Below are 17,828 nucleotides of genomic sequence, written 5' to 3' on the forward strand. Positions count from 1 at the left end.
TATTTTTAACAGTTTGCTGATGAGAATATCTCAGTTCCGGCGAAATGGAAAGCTCCTTCAATACAAGCATTTTCATCACTGTCCGATCCATGAACAGCATTGCGGGACATCGATTCCGCAAACTCTTTACGAATTGTTCCTTCTTCAGCTTCGGCTGGATTTGTTGCTCCAATTAATTTTCTGAAATCTGCAACAGCGTTATCTTTTTCGAGAATTGCAGCAACAATAGTTCCCGAGCTCATAAAATCGGTAAGATCTTCATAAAATGGTCTCTCTTTATGAACTTCATAAAACTTCTTAGCCTGATCTTTGGTTAGTTTAGTATATTTCATGGCTGCAATGCGGAATCCTGCATCGTTAATTTTTGCCAGAATAGCGCCAATATATCCATTTGCAACAGCATCTGGTTTTATCATGGTAAAGGTTCTATCACTTCTCATATATGTGTATAGTTAAATGTTTCGAATACAAAAATAATGATTCTGAGCACTTGTGCAACTGTTAAATTAACAAAACAGGGGATTGAGGATTTAATTTTTTTTAGTATTCATCATATCCATCAAATCATTAGTAAATCTATCATACTTCCATTGTTAAAATAACGATCTATTGTATCTTTACCAGCTTATAATAATTATTACAAGAAAAAAAGGAATGAATAATTTGCAAAATAGAATTGATGCAGAGCTGATTAAGGAAGTGGAAATATTGCTTGATGAGTGTGCAAAAATTTCAATTATACCGCATTCGGGCCCCGATGGTGATGCTATTGGATCTTCGTTGGCCTTGCATCAGTATCTGATAAAGAAAGGAAAGCAGGCTCAAATAATTAGTCCAAGTGCTTATCCGGTTTTCTTAAAATGGCTGCCTGGAAATTCTGATGTCTGGATTTATACCAATGGAAAGAAAAAGGCTGAGGAATATATTAATTCATCTGATCTTATTTTTATTGTAGATCATAATTCGTTCAAACGATCGGGAGATTTGGAAGCTGTGTTGGAGAAAGCGACGGCAAAAAAAATTATGATCGATCATCATCCTGAACCTGAGCAAATTGTCGATTTGATGTTTTCGGATACTCAAATGTGTTCTACCTGCGAAATGATGTATGAATTCATTGAGGCTTTAGGCGATGAAGACATGATTGATGAATCAATTTCAGAATGTATTTATACCGGAATTATTACTGATACTGGAGGATTAAGTTACAATTCCTCTCAGCCCAGAACTTATCAGGTTGTGGGGAGTTTGCTCGCAAAAGGAATTGATAAAAATAAAATTCATTCGAATATCTACGACAATTTTTCTCCGGACAGAATGAAGTTGTTAGGACATTGTTTGGATCAGGGATTGGAAGTTTTATCCGAGTTTAATACAGCAATTATAACTTTAACAAAGGAAGATTTAATCCGTTTTAACTACAAGGATGGCGATACGGAAGGGTTTGTGAATTATCCTTTGTCCATTCAGAACATGCTTGTTTCGGCAATTTTTATTGAAAAGGATGATGTCGTTAAGATATCTTTCCGATCGAAAGGTGATGTTCCTATTAATAGGGTGGCCAGGGATTATTTTAATGGTGGCGGGCACATCAATGCTGCTGGTGGTAGAACTGAGAAGTCATTAAAGGAAGCAATTGATCAATTCAAACAGGTTTTGCCTGAATTCTATGGGAGCTTGTAAAGAAACCAACTTGATTTTATAATTTAAAGAAGTAATAAATCAAATGGGTTCAGCTTGTAAGGAATAGGAATTGAAAAACTATATTTAGAATGTAATAATTTACAGCGCAGATTCATCATCTACGCTGTTTTTTTGTTTTATTTTTCTCTGTGGATCAGAAAAATAGCAGGTCTTTTGTGTAGATTCGGCAGATTGTTTTTCCATGCTTGTACCGACATGGTTTTGATGTATTCCGATTCGAGAGAGATGTCGGCGGCAATACAAAGTTTCGTAGCAGGACTGCAATTCTGAAGCAAATCTTCAAGCATTTTCATGTTTCGGAAAGGAGTCTCGATAAATAGTTGTGTTTGACCTTCGCTTAGGGAACGGTGATCCAAATGTTTTATTTTCTTGCTTCTCTCGTCACTCTGGATAGGTAAATATCCGTTAAAAGCAAAGTTTTGCCCGTTAAAGCCGGATGCCATTAAAGAAAGTAATATGGAGGAAGGTCCAACCAATGGCACAACCTGTATGTTTTTGGTGTGGGCAATTTTTACAACATCGGCTCCAGGATCAGCAACACCCGGGCATCCGGCTTCCGAAATAATCCCCATGTCATGATCTGTAATAGCGTCTAAATAAGTGGAAATGTCTTTTGGTGACGTGTGTTTGTTTAGTTCATAAAAAGTAAGCTCATCTATGTTGATATCCTGATTCACTTTTTTTAGATAACGACGTGTTGTTCGGATATTTTCCACAATAAAGTGTTTAATATCTGGAATCAGTTGTTGAATGTTATTTGGTATTACCTGATCGATTTCTGTATCTCCCAAAGTCGTTGGGATTAAAAAAAGTTTGCCTTTCATAAATGATATATTTTCGGCAAATGTACTAAATAAGTCTGTTACTCTTTAACTGTAAGGTTGTCAAATGCAGTTTTGTTATCTGTAATCATTCTGAATAGTTTTGAAGTTATCTTGATTTGTTACATCTTTGCAGTTCATCGATGATATTCATTACAATATGACACAAATTGCACGTAAAATAATACTTAATCGAAACTTCATTTTGGTTCTTGCTGTTGTTTTGGGTTTACTAATTGGCGATTGGGCGAGTCTGTTAAAAGAGTATACTTTTTACATCTTAGCAATTGTAATGACCTTTTCAACCACCGGAATTTCTACCAGGGCGATGTTTCCTTTAAAACAAATGATTGCACCTATGCTGATGGGATCATTTTTGAATTATGTGGTGTTTGGGACTGTAATCATTGCCTTGTCGTATTGGTTGATGCCAACGCCCGAACTTTTTCTGGGGTTTGTAGTTATTGCTTCAACTCCTCCTGGTGTTGCCGTAATTCCTTTCTCGCACATTTTAGATGGCGATTTAAAATATGCCATAGTAGGAACTTTGGGAGCCTTTATTTCGTCCTTGTTTTTTGCACCGCTGATTGTTGGTTTGTTTTCAGATATTGATGGAGGCATTGATCCGCTCGATTTATTTATAAGTATGGTGCAGCTTGTTTTAGTTCCCCTGCTAATATCGAGATTACTGCTTTGGCAACCAATTAAGCCTGCAATCGAAAAGGTGAGAGGAAAAATTGTTGATTGGGGATTTGCTTTGATAATTTTTACAGCAGTTGGGTTAAATAGGCAAGTATTTTTTTCTAATTTTGATATACTCTTACTGGTGTCTCTGGTTCTTTTTCTTGGGATTTTTGGTTTGGGATGGATTTATGAACTATTTAGCCGTAAACTTGGCATTAAAGCTCCGGCAGCGATGACTCAGAATCTTTTGGTTACGATTAAAAGTTCAGGTTTTGCAGTTGTTACAGCTTTAACATTATTTGGAGAAGAAGCAGCAATTCCTTCTGCCGTAATGGCTGTTTTTGTTCTGGCTTATTTGCTTTATCTGTCTATTAGAAAAGAGCTAAGGGATTCAGGTAAGTAATCTTGATTAATCAAGTAAGGGAATTCGAATTAGAAATACAATATGGTGAAATTAACTTTTTTAGGAACAGGGACTTCTCAGGGAGTTCCAATTATTGCTTGTAAATGTCCTGTTTGTTTATCCAAAAATTACAAGGATAAACGATTACGTTCTTCTGTGTTGATAAATGTTGATGATCAGAATTTGGTAATTGATAGCGGACCCGATTTTAGATATCAGATGCTGCGTGCAAAAGTTGAGAATATTTCTGCAATCATCTTCACACATGAACACAAAGATCATACCGCTGGTTTAGACGATATTCGTGCATTTAATTGGGTGAATAAAAAAGCCGTTTCCATTTATGCTGAAAAGAGAGTGCAGGAATCTTTAAAGAAAGAATTTTCTTACGTTTTTGCTGAATTTAAATATCCGGGAATTCCCCAGATGAACTTAATTGATGTCACTGATGAGGCTTTTCATATTAACGGTACAAGCATACAGCCCATTCGGGTGAAGCATTTGAAATTGCCTGTTTATGGTTTTCGAATTGGTGATTTGGCTTACATTACAGATGCGAATTACATATCCCCAGAAGAAAAGGAAAAGCTGAAAGGTTTGAAAGTTTTGGTGTTAAATGCTCTCCGAAAAGAAGCTCATATTTCACATTATACTCTTTCGGAGGCATTGGAAATTGTGAAAGAATTACAACCCGAAAAGGCTTATTTTACTCATATCAGTCATCAGATGGGTTTTCATGATGAGGTGGAAGCTGAATTGCCTGAAAATGTATTTTTGGCTTACGATGAATTAGAGATAGAGGTAGGGTAATTGCTTTTGATGATTTAATTGAAAGAATTTTATTTTTCCGCTTTTGTCATAAAAATCACACTTATTCCTCCAAGAACAAAGAAGATTGCTCCAGCGAGTATCAAGGCTGATGAAATACTGAAATGGTCAGTGTACCAGCCTAAAAACGGACCAATAATAGCAAAACAAATTCGAATAATAAAATTCCTGACAGAGAGCACCGTTGCTCTCATGTCCGATTCGGTAATTTGGTTGATGTAATTTTTTAAAATAGGAGTGGCAATTCCCCGTACAAAATAGAAAAAGAAAAGGACACCAACCCCAATCAATGAATTGAACCATCCTGTCAGCATAAAGCCTCCCGAGATTCCAATAACGATAAAAATAGAAGTCCCTGTTTTTCCAAGATATTCCTCAGCTTTATGTGCTGAAAGGGCTGTAATTCCTACGGTTAGGTTCAAAAGAGTCCAGATTACTCCAATGGTGCTTACTTCCATGTTTAAATCCCGAAGATAGGGTTGAATAAACCAGGCAAGTGTGAGTGTTGCACATCCAATAACAGATGAAAAAACAATATTCCAGCGTAATTTGGCATTGTCCCAAAGAGAGAATTTTACAATGCCCAGAATATGATTGAATCCAACTTTTAATTTTATTGAATTCTGATTTGGATCTACTAGTAAGATGGAGGCTGGAATTGCAATGAATGCAATGAAGGACTGAAAAATGAAGGGAGTCCTGAGACTAATTAGAGCCAAACTGCCACCGGCAATACCAGCCAGAGCTTCGGCAAAATTCCCAACCGACATTACTCTGCTTTCCTGTTTTAGATATTCTTTCTCTCTATTCATTTTAAGCAGGCTATCGTATAGCATGGCAGAATCGGAACCTGATATAAAGCTGCTGCCAATTCCCAATATCAATTCAGCAATTAAAAAGCCGTTAAAGCCTGAGCTAAACGAGTAGACTACAAAGCCCAAACAGCCTAGAATCGAACCTAAAATCAAAGACTTTTTTCGGCCCCAAACATCAGCAATATATCCCGATGGAATTTCCAGAGCAACTACTGCTACTGAATAAATTCCCTTAAGGGTTAGTACATTCTGCATACTCAAACCATTCTCCTGATAAAAGAGAACAATAATGGGCATGGTGAGCATGAACCACTTGGCAATTTTAATCAAATACAGTTTTGGGATATTTCCGGAAATAGATCTTGTCATTACTTTAATTTGAGATGCAAAGATACTTGCACATTCGAAATAGAAAAGCCTTTGTTCTTAATTATTTGATCTTCATGATATTGTTTTTTGAGGAAAACGGAATGGCTTTTGTGTTCATATTTAGCATTATATGTTTTTGGAAAGCCAAAAGGAGTCGTATTCTTTGTATTCAATCAGGCTGTTTGTAAAACTGAATTAAATGGTGATGATGACGAAAATATTTTGTGTAAATTAGAAGGTGAGTAGTTGGTTGTGTGAGCTGTAGTATAATAAGAAGAGATGATATCAAATCTAAAATACCTGAAACTATGGGAATGACATTAATCGAGAAGATCTTGGCAAATCACTCCAAAGAGAGTGTTGTAAAGCCTGGCGATATTATTGATGTTGAGATTGACATTCGTGCCGCCCGGGATTTTGGGGGAGCGAATGTGGTTAAAAATATTCAGGAGCATAACTTGAAGATTGCCGATCCAAAAAAAACTTATTTTACTTTTGATTGTAATCCTACAGGGTCAGATCAGAAATATGCAGTAAATCAGCAAATATGTCGGTTGTTTGCGCGGGATAATGGCGTGAAAGTATTTGATATCAATACAGGTATTGGAACGCATACCTTAATTGAACAAGGTCTCGCTTATTCGGGAATTACTGCTGTAACTACAGATTCTCATGCCAATATTTTGGGGGCTGTCGGCGCATTCGGGCAAGGTATGGGCGATAAGGACATTGCTGTTGCCATTCATAAGGGAAAAGTTTGGTTCAAAGTCCCTAAATCAGTTAAAATAAATTTAAATGGAAAGCGGCCGGAGGGAATTTATGCCAAGGATATTGTTTTGGGATTATTGAATCAGTTTGGAGCGAATTCTCTTCTTGGATATGCTGTGGAGATTTATGGCGGGGAAGTAGATCACTTCACTCTTGATGAAAGAATCACAATTTCATCCATGGCTACAGAAATGGGATGTATCATCATTTTGTTTACTCCCAATGATGCCATTATGGAATACAGTCAATTTCGAAATGGAAGGGAGTTTGATGTAGTGAAAGCTGACCTTGATGCCGAATACGATCAGGTGTTTGAAATAGATTTGGAAGAGTTTGTTCCCCGGGCTTCTTTGCCGGGAGAACCTCACAACACTGTTCCGGTTAGCAAAGTCAGAGGAGTGAAAATAGACTCGGCCTTTATTGGAAGCTGTACCAATGGACGAATGGAAGATTTTCGGGTTGTGGCGGATATCCTAAAAGGGAAAAAAGTAGCTCCTGGTGTCGTTTTTAAGATCGTTCCCGCGACCGATGAAATTTGGAATGAATGTTTAAAAGAAGGCTTGATTAATATTTTTAAAGAAGCCGGAGCCATGGTTTCCAATGCTGGTTGCGCAGGTTGTGCTGCCGGTCAGGTAGGACAGAATGGTGAAGGAGAGGTAACCATTAGCACCGGGAACAGAAATTTTCCAGGCAAGCAGGGAAAAGGAAAGGTGTATTTGGCATCACCAGCTACAGTAGTTGCTTCTGCAATTGCCGGTTGCATTATTCCGCACGATGAAATACCAGAGCATCCCGTAACATTTGGTCCCCGAAAAGAAAAAGAAGTGGGTACAATGCTTCATTCAAGTTCTGAGGTGTTGATTAGACCTAAGAGAATTGAAGGGCGTGCTTGGTACATTCCCATGGATAATATCGATACAGATATGATTTATCACAATCGATATCTTTCTATTACTGATATGGATGAAATGGGACAGTATACTTTTGATAATCTGGAAGGATACGAAGATTTTGCACAAAAAGCCAAGTCGGGCGATATTGTGATTGCACACAAAAACTTTGGAAGTGGCAGTTCCCGGCAACAGGCAGTTGATTGTTTCAAAGCATTGGGAATACAAGGCATTCTTGCAGAATCTTACGGAGCAATCTACGAGAGGAATGCCATTAATGCAGCTTTTCCAATTATGACTTGCGTTGATATTTCAAAACTAAACCTAGCTGATGGTGATACAATTCTTTTGGATTTAGAGACGGGCAAAATCACCAATACAACTAAAAATATCTCGGTGCAGGGAGAACGTTTCTCTGAAGTTCAACTGGAAATTTACCAAAACGGAGGACTCTTTTAAATGGTTAACCGCAAAGGTAAACGAAAGATAACACGAAGTCACACAAAGTGAAAATTAGGAGACTCTTTGTGCTACTTTGTGCAGTAATTTGAGTTTAAGATTAGTTATTGGTTAAAAAATACGTTAGCACTATGCAAAACCTAACTTTCGTTGAAAAGGTATTTCGGGCAAAATGTGGAAGCATTGTTTTCAAAATTCCCGATATTGTTCTGACTCATGACAATACGGCCAGTATCAAAATTACATTTGAAAAAATGGGGGGCGGTCAAGTGAAAAATCCTGATCAGCTTCTGGTCGTTCTCGATCACAATGCACCGCCAACCAATGCCAAGTTGGCTACCGATTATCAGAGGGTTCGTGAATTGGTTCAGAAACAAGGAATCAAGAAGTTTTATGATGCAGGCTCAGGCATATGTCATCAAATCATGTCGTACCATGCCAAACCTGGAATGATAATCGTAGGCAGCGACAGTCATACATGCACTGCCGGCGCATTCAATGCTTTAGCTGCCGGTATCGATCGCACGGAAGCTGCCGGATTATGGAAACGGGGAGAAACATGGTTTCGGGTGCCCGAATCCATTAAAATTATTCTAAATGGGAAGTTGCCGGAAGGTGTTTTTGCCAAAGATCTTTCTTTGTGGATTATCGGAATGATAGGTTCGGCGGGAGCCAACTATATGTCTATTGAATATCATGGTGAGGGAGTGAAAAGTCTTTCTATTTCTGATCGCATGACATTGGCAAATTTGGCTTCCGAAATGGGCGCTAAGAATGCTGTTTTTCCTCCCGATAAAGTGTTGGAAGATTTTTATGAACAAAAGGTAAAAGGCATTTGGGCCGATGAAGATGCCCAATATTTTAAAGAATACGAAATTAATTTAAGCGATTTAGTTCCATTGGTAGCAGCTCCGCATCATGTGGATAATGTAAAAACCATATCGGAAGTTAAAGGAGTAAAGTTAAATCAAGGATTAATAGGAACCTGTACGAACGGACGATTGGAGGATTTGCGGATTGCAGCCAGAATATTGGATGGCAAGCAAGTTGTTCCTGGTTTTCAGTTGTTGGTGGCTCCCGCTTCCAAAGAAATATATTTGGATGCGATTAAAGAGGGAATTATCACCAAATTGATGAAAGCCGGAGCTGCTATTTTGGGTTCTTCCTGCGGACCTTGTTTGGGAACCGGACAAGGAATTCCTGCCGATGGATTTACCGTGATTTCAACCGCGAACAGAAATTTTTTAGGTAGAATGGGCAATAAAAATGCTCAAATATATCTTGCTTCTCCCGCTGCAGTAGCCTGTTCAGCTCTCACTGGTGAAATAACAGATCCAAGAATAAATATTTCCCGGCAAATCGAATTTCCATTTCAAAAACAGCAGAGTCGAACAATCCTAATTCAAGAATCGGACAATCGAAAATCAAATGGAGTTTGGGATTACTCCGATGTTGATCATTTGAATACCGACCAAATGTTTGCAGGAAACTTAACCTACGAGGTTTTGAGTTCCGATCCGGATGGAATTCGGCCACATTTGTTCAAAGGATTTGATGATTCTTTTGCTGATGGAGTAGAGGAAGGTGATATTTTGATTGCCGGAGAAAATTTTGGTTGCGGCAGTTCAAGAGAACATCCTTCAGTTGGATTGGCTCATGCAGGAGTACGTGCGGTGATCGTAAAATCGGTAAACCGGATCTTTTACAGGTCGGCAATTAATCAGGGTTTATTACTCATTGTGAACCGCGAAATTGTTGAATCATACCATAGAAATGACGTGCTTGTGCTTGATTTTCAGGAGGGAGTCGTTCATGTTGGCGAAAAACGATTCGAAATACCGGTTTTACCCGATAAATTACAACAGATAATAAAATGCAAAGGCCTCGTAAACTGGATAAGAACTGTGATATAAGCTCTTACTGACGTGCAGGTGATTTTTACTGAAAAAAAACGCAAAAATACTTGTTTAGGAATGTAATAAATACCTATATTTGCATCGCCTTTTAAAGGAATGGTCCAGTAGCTCAGTTGGATTAGAGCAATAGCCTTCTAAGCTATAGGTCCCAGGTTCGAGCCCTGGCTGGATCACTCATTTTTTAAAGGCAAAAAAGAAAAAAAAGAAAACAAGGACGGTCCAGTAGCTCAGTTGGATTAGAGCAATAGCCTTCTAAGCTATAGGTCCCAGGTTCGAGCCCTGGCTGGATCACAAAAAAAAGGATAACATTTCAGTTATCCTTTTTTTTTGTGCACTAAATTTGATTTTTCAAATCTGATATCCTAAATCAGCAAACAGGAAACAAATTTCAAATATCCGATAAGTTTACTATTCTATAAGTTCTTTGCGAAATATATGCATAATTGAAGTCGCAATCGTACAATGTGTGTTCGTTATCGTACGTTTCCTTTTGAAACTAAATTGGGTTCTTTGTGTTGATTGTGTGACTGATACGTTTTTCGGCATCATATGTGATGAAGCAAATCCGATATGTGTTAAAATAGAGTTTTATGCCATTTTGCCGGGGCTTTAACTTTAGTCCAATGTAGTAGTTCAGAACAATTGTAAAAATCTATTTGTAACCATTCAATTTTTATTGTAGTCTAATTAACCACAGAACAAACCAAGTAAATAAACTAATTATGAGAGAAAGAATATTGATAATCATATTAATGATATGCAGTATTTCCAGTTACGCACAAGCAGATATGGGGGTGGAAATTAAAAATGGATCGTTAACAGGTATTGTTGTTGATGTAAAGACAAAGGAACCTCTACCGTATGTAAATGTGGTGATAAGAGATGTCAATAATAAAATAATTACCGGAGGTATTACAGATGACAAAGGAACGTTTATTATTAAAAAAATTACCGAAGGGAAAAACACAGTTGAGATTCAATACATGGGCTACAAGTCATATGTTAGAAAATTTGATTTTTCATCCAAAATATCAGCACATAAATTGGGAACTGTTGAACTTGAAGAGGATACTGAACTTCTTGGTGAAGTAACGGTAAGAGCAGAGCTGTCCAGCGTAACTCAGAAAGTGGATAGAAAGGTTATAAACGTTGGTAAAGATTTAACTGCTGCCGGAGCCACAGCTTCAGAGGTTTTGAACAATGTGCAATCGGTTAGTGTTGATAGTCAAACGGGAACAGTGAGCTTAAGAGGAAACGAGAATGTGAGAATATTGGTGGATGGTAAGCCGACGAATATTAGTGCAGCTCAATTGTTGCAGCAGATACCTTCTACCTCAATTAAAAGCATTGAATTAATTACCAATCCATCAGCAAAATATAATCCTGAAGGAATGAGTGGTATTATAAATATTGTATTGAATAAGAATGCAAATATTGGGTTTAATGGGAATGTGAATTTGGGCGTAACACGTGGAGAGAACACACGTGCTAATGGTTCTCTGGATTTAAATTACAAAACAGGAGCTGTTAATTTCTTTTTAAACTTTGGTGCAAATGGAGGAAAAAGAAATAATTATGGTGAAGTTTTTAGACATCCAGAAAATGCAGATGGTGAAATTATTTTAGCCGATGATATTCTTCAAAAATTTGAATTTAACAGCGATAACAACTCTCAGTTGTTAAAAGTGGGAGCCGATATTTATTTAAATGATAAAAACACCCTTTCTTTTTACACCACTCAGAATTTTCACGATGGATTGATGAATGGGACAACAAAAATTTTTAGAGCGGATAATCTGGATAATGATAGCCGGCTTGAATCAAATACAAGCAATACAACGGGAACCTATAATTTAAACTATAAAATTGATTTCGAAAAGAAAGGCCATAGCCTGGAGTTCGAAAGCAACTTTAGTAAAAGTGATTCACCGGAGGATGCAGTCAGCGAGCAACTTCTAAACTTATCTGATTTGACATCAAATTATCGGGATGATGTTAAAAATGATTATACCAATAGTCTTTTTAATTTAGATTATACAAATCCATTATCAGAAAATACAAAATTAGAAATGGGCTTGGAGCTTAGAATTAACGATACAGAAAATTCAAAAGCCAGTAATCAGCACGAATTTGTATATGATAATTTGGGAAATAAAATTCCTGATGGAGCTTGGTTTGAAACCGTTCTAAAGCCCAATTCTGCATTTACATACGATAGGAACATTTATTCGGGATATGTTAATTTAAATCAAAAGTTGAATAAATTCTCAATGCAGCTGGGTGCTAGAATAGAGCAGTACGAAGTAGATGGAAAGTTTAGTAAAGGAGATGAAAGTGCTAAGTATACAGATAGTAAATTTACAGTTTACCCATCCGTTTTTTTCACCTTTGCACCCAGCGAAAAAAATCAATTTCAGTTGAGTTATAGCCGCAGGGTCGACAGACCATCCATACAGCAGGTTAACCCAATTAGAGAATGGAGTACGCCTCTGATTAGTTCTTTTGGTAACCCTAATTTAAATCCTCAGTTTACAAATTCGTTCGAATTTAATTACACAAAAGGTCTTGAGAAAGGTTCTGTTACTTTGGGTACATTCTATAGACGTGTTACTGATAATATTTCCAGAGTTCTAAATAAGGATCCTTTGGATGTTGAAAAGGTGGAGATGTCGTATTACAACACCGATAGTAACGATCGTTATGGAATAGAATTATCGGCAAATTATCAATTCTTTAAATGGTGGTCGATGAATGCAAGTTCCGATTTGTATATTCAGAAAGAAACCGGTGTTTCAAATGGAGAGAACCTTGAGATTACCAACAGTTCCTTCAATGCCCGGGTGTCCAATAGCTTTACGGCTACTAAAAAATTGAAATTTCAGTTGTTCGCAATGTACCGCGGAGGTGGCGAAGATTTACAATTTAAAGTGGATCCAATGTGGATGATCAATACAGGAGCAAGTTATACGGTGCTGAAAGGAAAAGGAACACTAACCTTTAGAGTAAACGATATTTTTGAAGGAATGAAGTTTAAGTTTGATTCAAAAGTACCTTACAACCAGGAAGGAGAGTTCCATTGGGAAAGCCGGACTGCATACCTGGGCTTCTCGTACCAATTTGGCAGTGGGAAGAACAAGGCCAAAAGAAGAAAGCAAAGAGATAGTCGCGAAACACAAGGTGGCGGTGGATTTATGTAAGCCTTATCCCCACATGGAAAATAAAAACTTTGCCTAAATTATGAAAAGGATAGTATTTAAAGCTATCCTTTTTTTTTTATAAAATCTAAATTCTTAGTAAGTCTTCCTACCTTCGGGCAGTAGCACGAACAAAGAATATTCTATGAATTTACCATCAGTTAATTTAATCTACTTTTCTCCAACAGGAACAAGTAGAAAAGTAGTTAAAGCCATTGGACAGGGATTGGAAGCAAAACAAATCAATGAGTTTGATATTACACAAACCAATTTTAAGGATAAGAATTTTGGTAACGAATTAACCATTATTGGTGTACCTGTTTACAAAGGACGTTTGCCCGTTGAAGTAATTTCACGATTGAAAAAATTTAAAGCTGAAAATACACCCGTGGTTTTAGTCGCGGTTTATGGAAACAGAGATTTCGATGAGGCTCTGCTTGAGTTAAAAGATGTAAGTACAGCATTAGGTTTTACACCTGTAGCCGCAGCCACTTTTATCGGAGAGCATTCTTACTCAATCAAAAGTAAACCCATAGCAAAAAATCGTCCTGATGAGACCGATCTTCTAAAAGCAAAACAATTTGCGGGAGAGATTTTGGCGAAATTGGAGAAGAACGAAGGTGCAGAATTAGCTGTTTCTGGTAATTATCCGTACAAAGAATTGCCAAATGCACCGGTAATGTCACCAAGAACCATTGACGTAAAATGTACGTTGTGCAGTGTTTGTGCCGATGTTTGTCCGGTTGATGTTATTGAGGTAAACAAAGCAGTAATTACAAATGCAGAGGCTTGTATTTGGTGTTGTGCATGTGTTAAAGCCTGCCCGGAGGATGCCCGGATTTTTGATACACCGCTTATCAATCAGATCACAAATAATCTCTTCGAAAACTGTTCGGAACGCAAAGAACCCGTGTTTTTTATCTAAAAAACTCTGAAAAGAATAGAAAGGATAGCAGATTTGCTGTCCTTTTTTTATTCGTTTGTCCCTCCGGATTAGAATTTTTACCTCTAAAATTTTATTTGGATTACAAATCTGTAGTTGTCCCGGGTTGTTTTCCCTTTTAAGTTACGGATTGCAGAACGATTGCTGATGTTATTGCTATATCAGAAGATGAAACAATATAGTTTGCGTAATAAATGGCCTTGTCAGATGAATAAATCAAACTATTTGCTGAAATCCTTAACATTTCAGATGAAAATCCAATGCAATCAGATGACAGCTGATCCATTCATTTCATAATCTGAAGTAATCATTTATTCATCTGATGATGTGATTTAATAAAATGAATGTATAATATTTCAGCTGAGAAATCTAATTAGTAAGCGTTAGCAAATAATTATTAGGCTGGATGTATGAAAATGGAGTAAGATCAGACTTTTTTTGTATTGTAAGTATTCATTTAGCTCTGAGAGCTGTTGTTTTTCTTGTTGTTATAGTATTCAGCATTGCGTTTGCAGTGGTGTTCACTTTGGTAAGCCTTTAAGATCCCGGGCTTATCCCGAAAAACAAATTTACCATAGCGTCGGATTTCATCAACCACTTGTTTAAGCAGAGTGAAGGCTTTGTTCCGGATTAGCAGCATCTCGTCCGGAATGTACATCTTGCTGTCTTTTATGGCCAGTAAATTACTTATTCGTTCATATTCTTCGGTGGCCTTGTCGCACAGGCTTAAATCGAAGTTGATGGCTTGCAGTGCTTCAACATTGCTTTTTCCCAGTCGGGCCAATAGAGCCAAATCGAAAATGATACTGGCCAGCGAATTGCCTTTTTTAATATCTCTGATTTTTTTCAGCAGATCTTTATCATTTCTAAAAGCAAACTGCATGTTGTCAATCAGGTATTTGCGCAGCTTTAGCAGGGCGGGAGTTTCGGCTTTAAAGTTGGTCATTGCCTGTTTCTTTTCACCTGTCAGTTCCACCCAGTTTAGCTGTGCACGGCTCAGAGCCTTGGTGCGGGTATGCAGTTTATCAATTAAACCGACGGGCATATTTACGGCAGAAAGTTTCGGCAGATCTTCTGTTGCACGTGTGTGCAGCCGTTCGGCTTCATAGATGTAAATTTCGAATGGCATGTCGCAATGCTTTATGTTTTCATTTGCTATGGCATTGATTTCATCCAGTAGAATTTCTAAATCTGATTGATCTGACATGGTATAATAGAATATGAGGTTTTGCATCTAAAAAAAACAGCTTGAATTTACCAATAATTTTTAGATTCCTCCAATGTTTGTCTGGCAATTATGTTGTTTGCAATAACTCTGTTGTTTGGGATCTGGCTGAGTTTAGAATTTTTAATTTCATTTTGGAGGAAATATTAGGTGCAGAACCACAGATTTGTAATTTAGGAACTTGCTTAGTCAATTATTAGAATCCACTGATAAACACACAGCCATAAAAAAAGAATTTATTATATTTATTGTTCTGTAAGATGAAGAGTATCTGTTTACAATCAAACCTTGTTTATTTTACTTTAAACCTTAAAAATACGAACGCATGAAAAAATTAGTCGCAGAATTTATAGGAACCCTATGGTTGGTTCTGGGTGGATGTGGAAGTGCTGTTTTGGCGGCCGCATATCCCGAATTGGGAATTGGATTTGTTGGTGTGGCAATTGCTTTTGGATTAACTGTGCTTACCATGGTCTATGCAATTGGGCATATTTCTGGTTGTCACCTAAATCCGGCAGTATCTATTGGTCTTTGGGCTGGCGGACGTTTCGAACTGAAAGATCTGGGGCCTTATATTGTGGCTCAGGTATTGGGAGGAATTGCCGGAGCTGGAATTTTGTATATGATTGCAAGTGGAAAAGCTGGTTTTGATATGGGAGGTTTTGCTGCGAACGGATATGGCGAGCACTCGCCCGGCGGATACGGCATGTTGGCAGCTTTGGTGAGCGAAGTGGTTATGACCTTTATGTTTTTACTGATTATTTTAGGAGCAACACACTCAAAAGCACCAGCTGGTTTTGCAGGATTGGCAATTGGTCTGGGGTTGACTCTGATTCATTTAATCAGCATACCGGTAACAAATACATCAGTGAATCCGGCGCGAAGTACAAGTCAGGCACTTTTTGTTGGCGATTGGGCTTTGGATCAATTGTGGTTGTTCTGGCTGGCGCCGATTGCAGGTGCAATTTTGGCGGGCTTGGTATACAAGTACATGTCTCCCGAAAAGGAGTAATTTTATAAAATAATATTAAACAGCATGTTCCGGTTGTTTTTATCTTCCGGGAGCATGCTGTTTATTTGTGTTCTCTATATTTTCATGAATGATTTGATGAAACGAGCCATGAGAAGACTTTTCTCACAGACGAGGATGACTAGGTTGGCGAGTTCTCCCGAAACAAGTTCGGGACAGACTATGTGGTAATAAAAAACAAATTCAGACACATGAAACGTCCATGACGAGGATGTTTTGACACACAGGGGGATGATTATTCCAGCATGGTAATCCCGAAAGCTTTCGGGACCATCTGACAAAACCTTAAAATTATAAACAGATGAAAAAACTTCTATTCACAGTTTTACTCTTTGTTGTTGGAGGAGTTGGTTTTGCACAAACATTTCCTGAGCAATTAACCGATGCCGCCTTGCAACTAACCCAGCAAAGAGTTATTTACGATCCCAGCTATTTTTCAATTCCTTATCCAAATGGAGATATTCCTTCGGATAGAGGCGTTTGCACTGATGTTGTGATTCGTGCTTACCGAAAATTGGGAATCGATTTGCAGAAGGAGGTTCATGAGGATATGAAACGTCCATATCAGAGCGATTTTGACACACAGGGAGATGATTATATGGTAAGTTCCATCTGACCATAAAATAAAAATTATAAACAGATGAAAGCCAATTTTAGTTTGTATCCGGCTATTTGGGGTTTGAAACATACCGATACCAATATTGATCACCGAAGAGTACCCAACCTGATGAAATTTTTTGAGCGTAACGGACAGGAGAAACCATTAAGTCAAAATTCCATTGATTATTCTCCCCGCGATATTGTTTGCTGGAATTTAGGCGGTGCAATTACACACATTGGTATCGTAATTAATAAAAAATCCAGAGATGGCAAACGCTTCTTAATAGTGCACAACATTGGCTCTGGTCAGATAATTGAGGATTGTTTATTTGAATTTCCCATTATTGGGCATTGTACCTACTCCGATACAAACTAATTGCCTGTTGTTTTCCTTGTTTAGTCTTAGAAGTGGAAATTACAAGCTTCTTTTTTATTTTGCATATTCATTTTCCTGCATAGAATACTTCTGAAATCCTCTGATACTGGTGTTTTGTATTTTAAATGTTAATAAAAGTGAACGTTCATTCATTTTGTGAATTATTTATTTTATATTTGTTCTATCAAAATCAAAAAAGACTATTAAATCAGAATTTCCAATATGGCAATCAGAGAAAAAAGTAAGGAGAAACGGAATGCTTTGTTAAAAGCTACCTTGAATTTGGTGAACAATAACGGCTTTCATGATGCTCCAATGTCTAAAATAGCCAAGATGGCCAATGTGTCACCGGCAACTATTTACATTTATTTCGAAAACAAACAGGATCTGATCAATCAGCTTTATCTGGAACTGAAAGTATCATATACTAAGCAGGCATTCAAAGATTATTCTGAAAATATGCCCGTGAAAAAAGCCTTTGAATTTATCTGGTACAATATTGCTGACTATAAGTTGAAACAGGTTGAGGAAGCATGGTTTTTATCGCAGTGCGATAACACAATGATGATTGATGAGGACAGCAGGCAGGAAGGTTTAAAACATTTACAGCCATTACTGGATTTATGGGAAAAGGGGCAGAAGGAAGGCATTATTAAAGATGTTTCGCCATACATTCTTTATGCTTATGCCATAAACCCATTGGCCTTTTTAATGAATATGCAAAAACGCGGCCTTTACCAGATAAATCAAGAAAGTTTGAAACAGGCATTTCAGTCGGCCTGGGATAGCATTCGAATATAATA

The 17,828-nt window shown here is 37.5% G+C and carries 13 protein-coding genes, 2 tRNA genes and 1 pseudogene; 12 read left to right on the forward strand and 4 right to left on the reverse strand.

All coding sequences use genetic code 11. The features are described from left to right. Positions 1 to 5 precede the first annotated feature (5 nt). Complete coding sequence (locus ACKU4N_RS06570) at positions 6 to 440, reverse strand: nucleoside-diphosphate kinase (protein ID WP_321321771.1); 435 nt, start codon at positions 438 to 440, stop codon at positions 6 to 8. Positions 441 to 654: 214 nt separating this feature from the next. Here ACKU4N_RS06570 and ACKU4N_RS06575 point away from each other — a divergent pair, with 214 nt between their 5' ends. Beyond that, positions 655 to 1,683, forward strand: coding sequence for a DHH family phosphoesterase (locus ACKU4N_RS06575; protein ID WP_321321773.1), 1,029 nt, complete (start codon positions 655 to 657; stop codon positions 1,681 to 1,683). Positions 1,684 to 1,820: 137 nt separating this feature from the next. On the opposite strand, the gene ACKU4N_RS06580 is transcribed toward ACKU4N_RS06575, so the two are convergent. Then, a complete protein-coding gene (locus ACKU4N_RS06580; protein WP_321321774.1) occupies positions 1,821 to 2,528 on the reverse strand; it encodes an SAM-dependent methyltransferase in 708 nt (235 codons plus the stop codon). Between the two features lie 157 nt (positions 2,529 to 2,685). Between ACKU4N_RS06580 and ACKU4N_RS06585 the strand changes: the two genes are divergently transcribed. Together ACKU4N_RS06585 and ACKU4N_RS06590 are read left to right on the forward strand one after the other, a co-directional pair. Further along, a complete protein-coding gene (locus ACKU4N_RS06585; protein WP_321321776.1) occupies positions 2,686 to 3,612 on the forward strand; it encodes a bile acid:sodium symporter family protein in 927 nt (308 codons plus the stop codon). A gap of 42 nt (positions 3,613 to 3,654) precedes the next feature. Beyond that, positions 3,655 to 4,422 (forward strand): MBL fold metallo-hydrolase, encoded by a 768-nt coding sequence (locus ACKU4N_RS06590; RefSeq protein ID WP_321321778.1) that lies wholly within the window; start codon positions 3,655 to 3,657, stop codon positions 4,420 to 4,422. A gap of 29 nt (positions 4,423 to 4,451) precedes the next feature. Here the strand turns inward: ACKU4N_RS06590 and ACKU4N_RS06595 are convergent, their stop codons facing one another. After that, entirely contained in the window at positions 4,452 to 5,624 is a 1,173-nt protein-coding gene (locus ACKU4N_RS06595) for an MFS transporter (RefSeq protein WP_321321780.1), read from the reverse strand. 308 nt (positions 5,625 to 5,932) lie between these two features. Here ACKU4N_RS06595 and ACKU4N_RS06600 point away from each other — a divergent pair, with 308 nt between their 5' ends. From ACKU4N_RS06600 to ACKU4N_RS06625, 6 genes are all read left to right on the forward strand, one after another. Further along, complete coding sequence (locus ACKU4N_RS06600) at positions 5,933 to 7,741, forward strand: aconitase/3-isopropylmalate dehydratase large subunit family protein (protein ID WP_321321782.1); 1,809 nt, start codon at positions 5,933 to 5,935, stop codon at positions 7,739 to 7,741. A gap of 131 nt (positions 7,742 to 7,872) precedes the next feature. After that, positions 7,873 to 9,654 (forward strand): aconitase/3-isopropylmalate dehydratase large subunit family protein, encoded by a 1,782-nt coding sequence (locus tag ACKU4N_RS06605; protein WP_321321783.1) that lies wholly within the window; start codon positions 7,873 to 7,875, stop codon positions 9,652 to 9,654. Positions 9,655 to 9,755: 101 nt separating this feature from the next. Further along, positions 9,756 to 9,830, forward strand: a tRNA-Arg gene (locus tag ACKU4N_RS06610). Between the two features lie 43 nt (positions 9,831 to 9,873). After that, positions 9,874 to 9,948, forward strand: a tRNA-Arg gene (locus tag ACKU4N_RS06615). Between the two features lie 431 nt (positions 9,949 to 10,379). Then, positions 10,380 to 12,854, forward strand: a complete 2,475-nt coding sequence (locus tag ACKU4N_RS06620; RefSeq protein ID WP_321321784.1) for a TonB-dependent receptor — start codon at positions 10,380 to 10,382, stop codon at positions 12,852 to 12,854. Between the two features lie 142 nt (positions 12,855 to 12,996). Then, positions 12,997 to 13,776: an EFR1 family ferrodoxin gene (locus tag ACKU4N_RS06625; protein WP_321321785.1), complete on the forward strand. Its 780-nt coding sequence runs from the start codon at positions 12,997 to 12,999 to the stop codon at positions 13,774 to 13,776. 475 nt (positions 13,777 to 14,251) lie between these two features. Here ACKU4N_RS06625 and ACKU4N_RS06630 read toward each other — a convergent pair whose 3' ends face one another. Continuing rightward, entirely contained in the window at positions 14,252 to 15,001 is a 750-nt protein-coding gene (locus ACKU4N_RS06630) for a hypothetical protein (RefSeq protein ID WP_321321787.1), read from the reverse strand. 343 nt (positions 15,002 to 15,344) lie between these two features. Between ACKU4N_RS06630 and aqpZ the strand changes: the two genes are divergently transcribed. The 3 genes and pseudogenes from aqpZ to ACKU4N_RS06645 all read left to right on the forward strand — a co-directional run bounded on the left by aqpZ (position 15,345) and on the right by ACKU4N_RS06645 (position 17,826). Beyond that, entirely contained in the window at positions 15,345 to 16,031 is a 687-nt protein-coding gene (gene aqpZ, locus ACKU4N_RS06635) for an aquaporin Z (RefSeq protein WP_321321788.1), read from the forward strand. 319 nt (positions 16,032 to 16,350) lie between these two features. Next, positions 16,351 to 17,025: pseudogene (locus ACKU4N_RS06640) on the forward strand (DUF1287 domain-containing protein). 222 nt (positions 17,026 to 17,247) lie between these two features. Next, entirely contained in the window at positions 17,248 to 17,826 is a 579-nt protein-coding gene (locus ACKU4N_RS06645) for a TetR/AcrR family transcriptional regulator (protein ID WP_321321790.1), read from the forward strand. The last annotated feature ends 2 nt before the right edge of the window (positions 17,827 to 17,828 follow it).

The sequence above is a fragment of the Labilibaculum sp. genome (assembly GCF_963664555.1).
GTDB lineage: Bacteria > Bacteroidota > Bacteroidia > Bacteroidales > Marinifilaceae > Labilibaculum.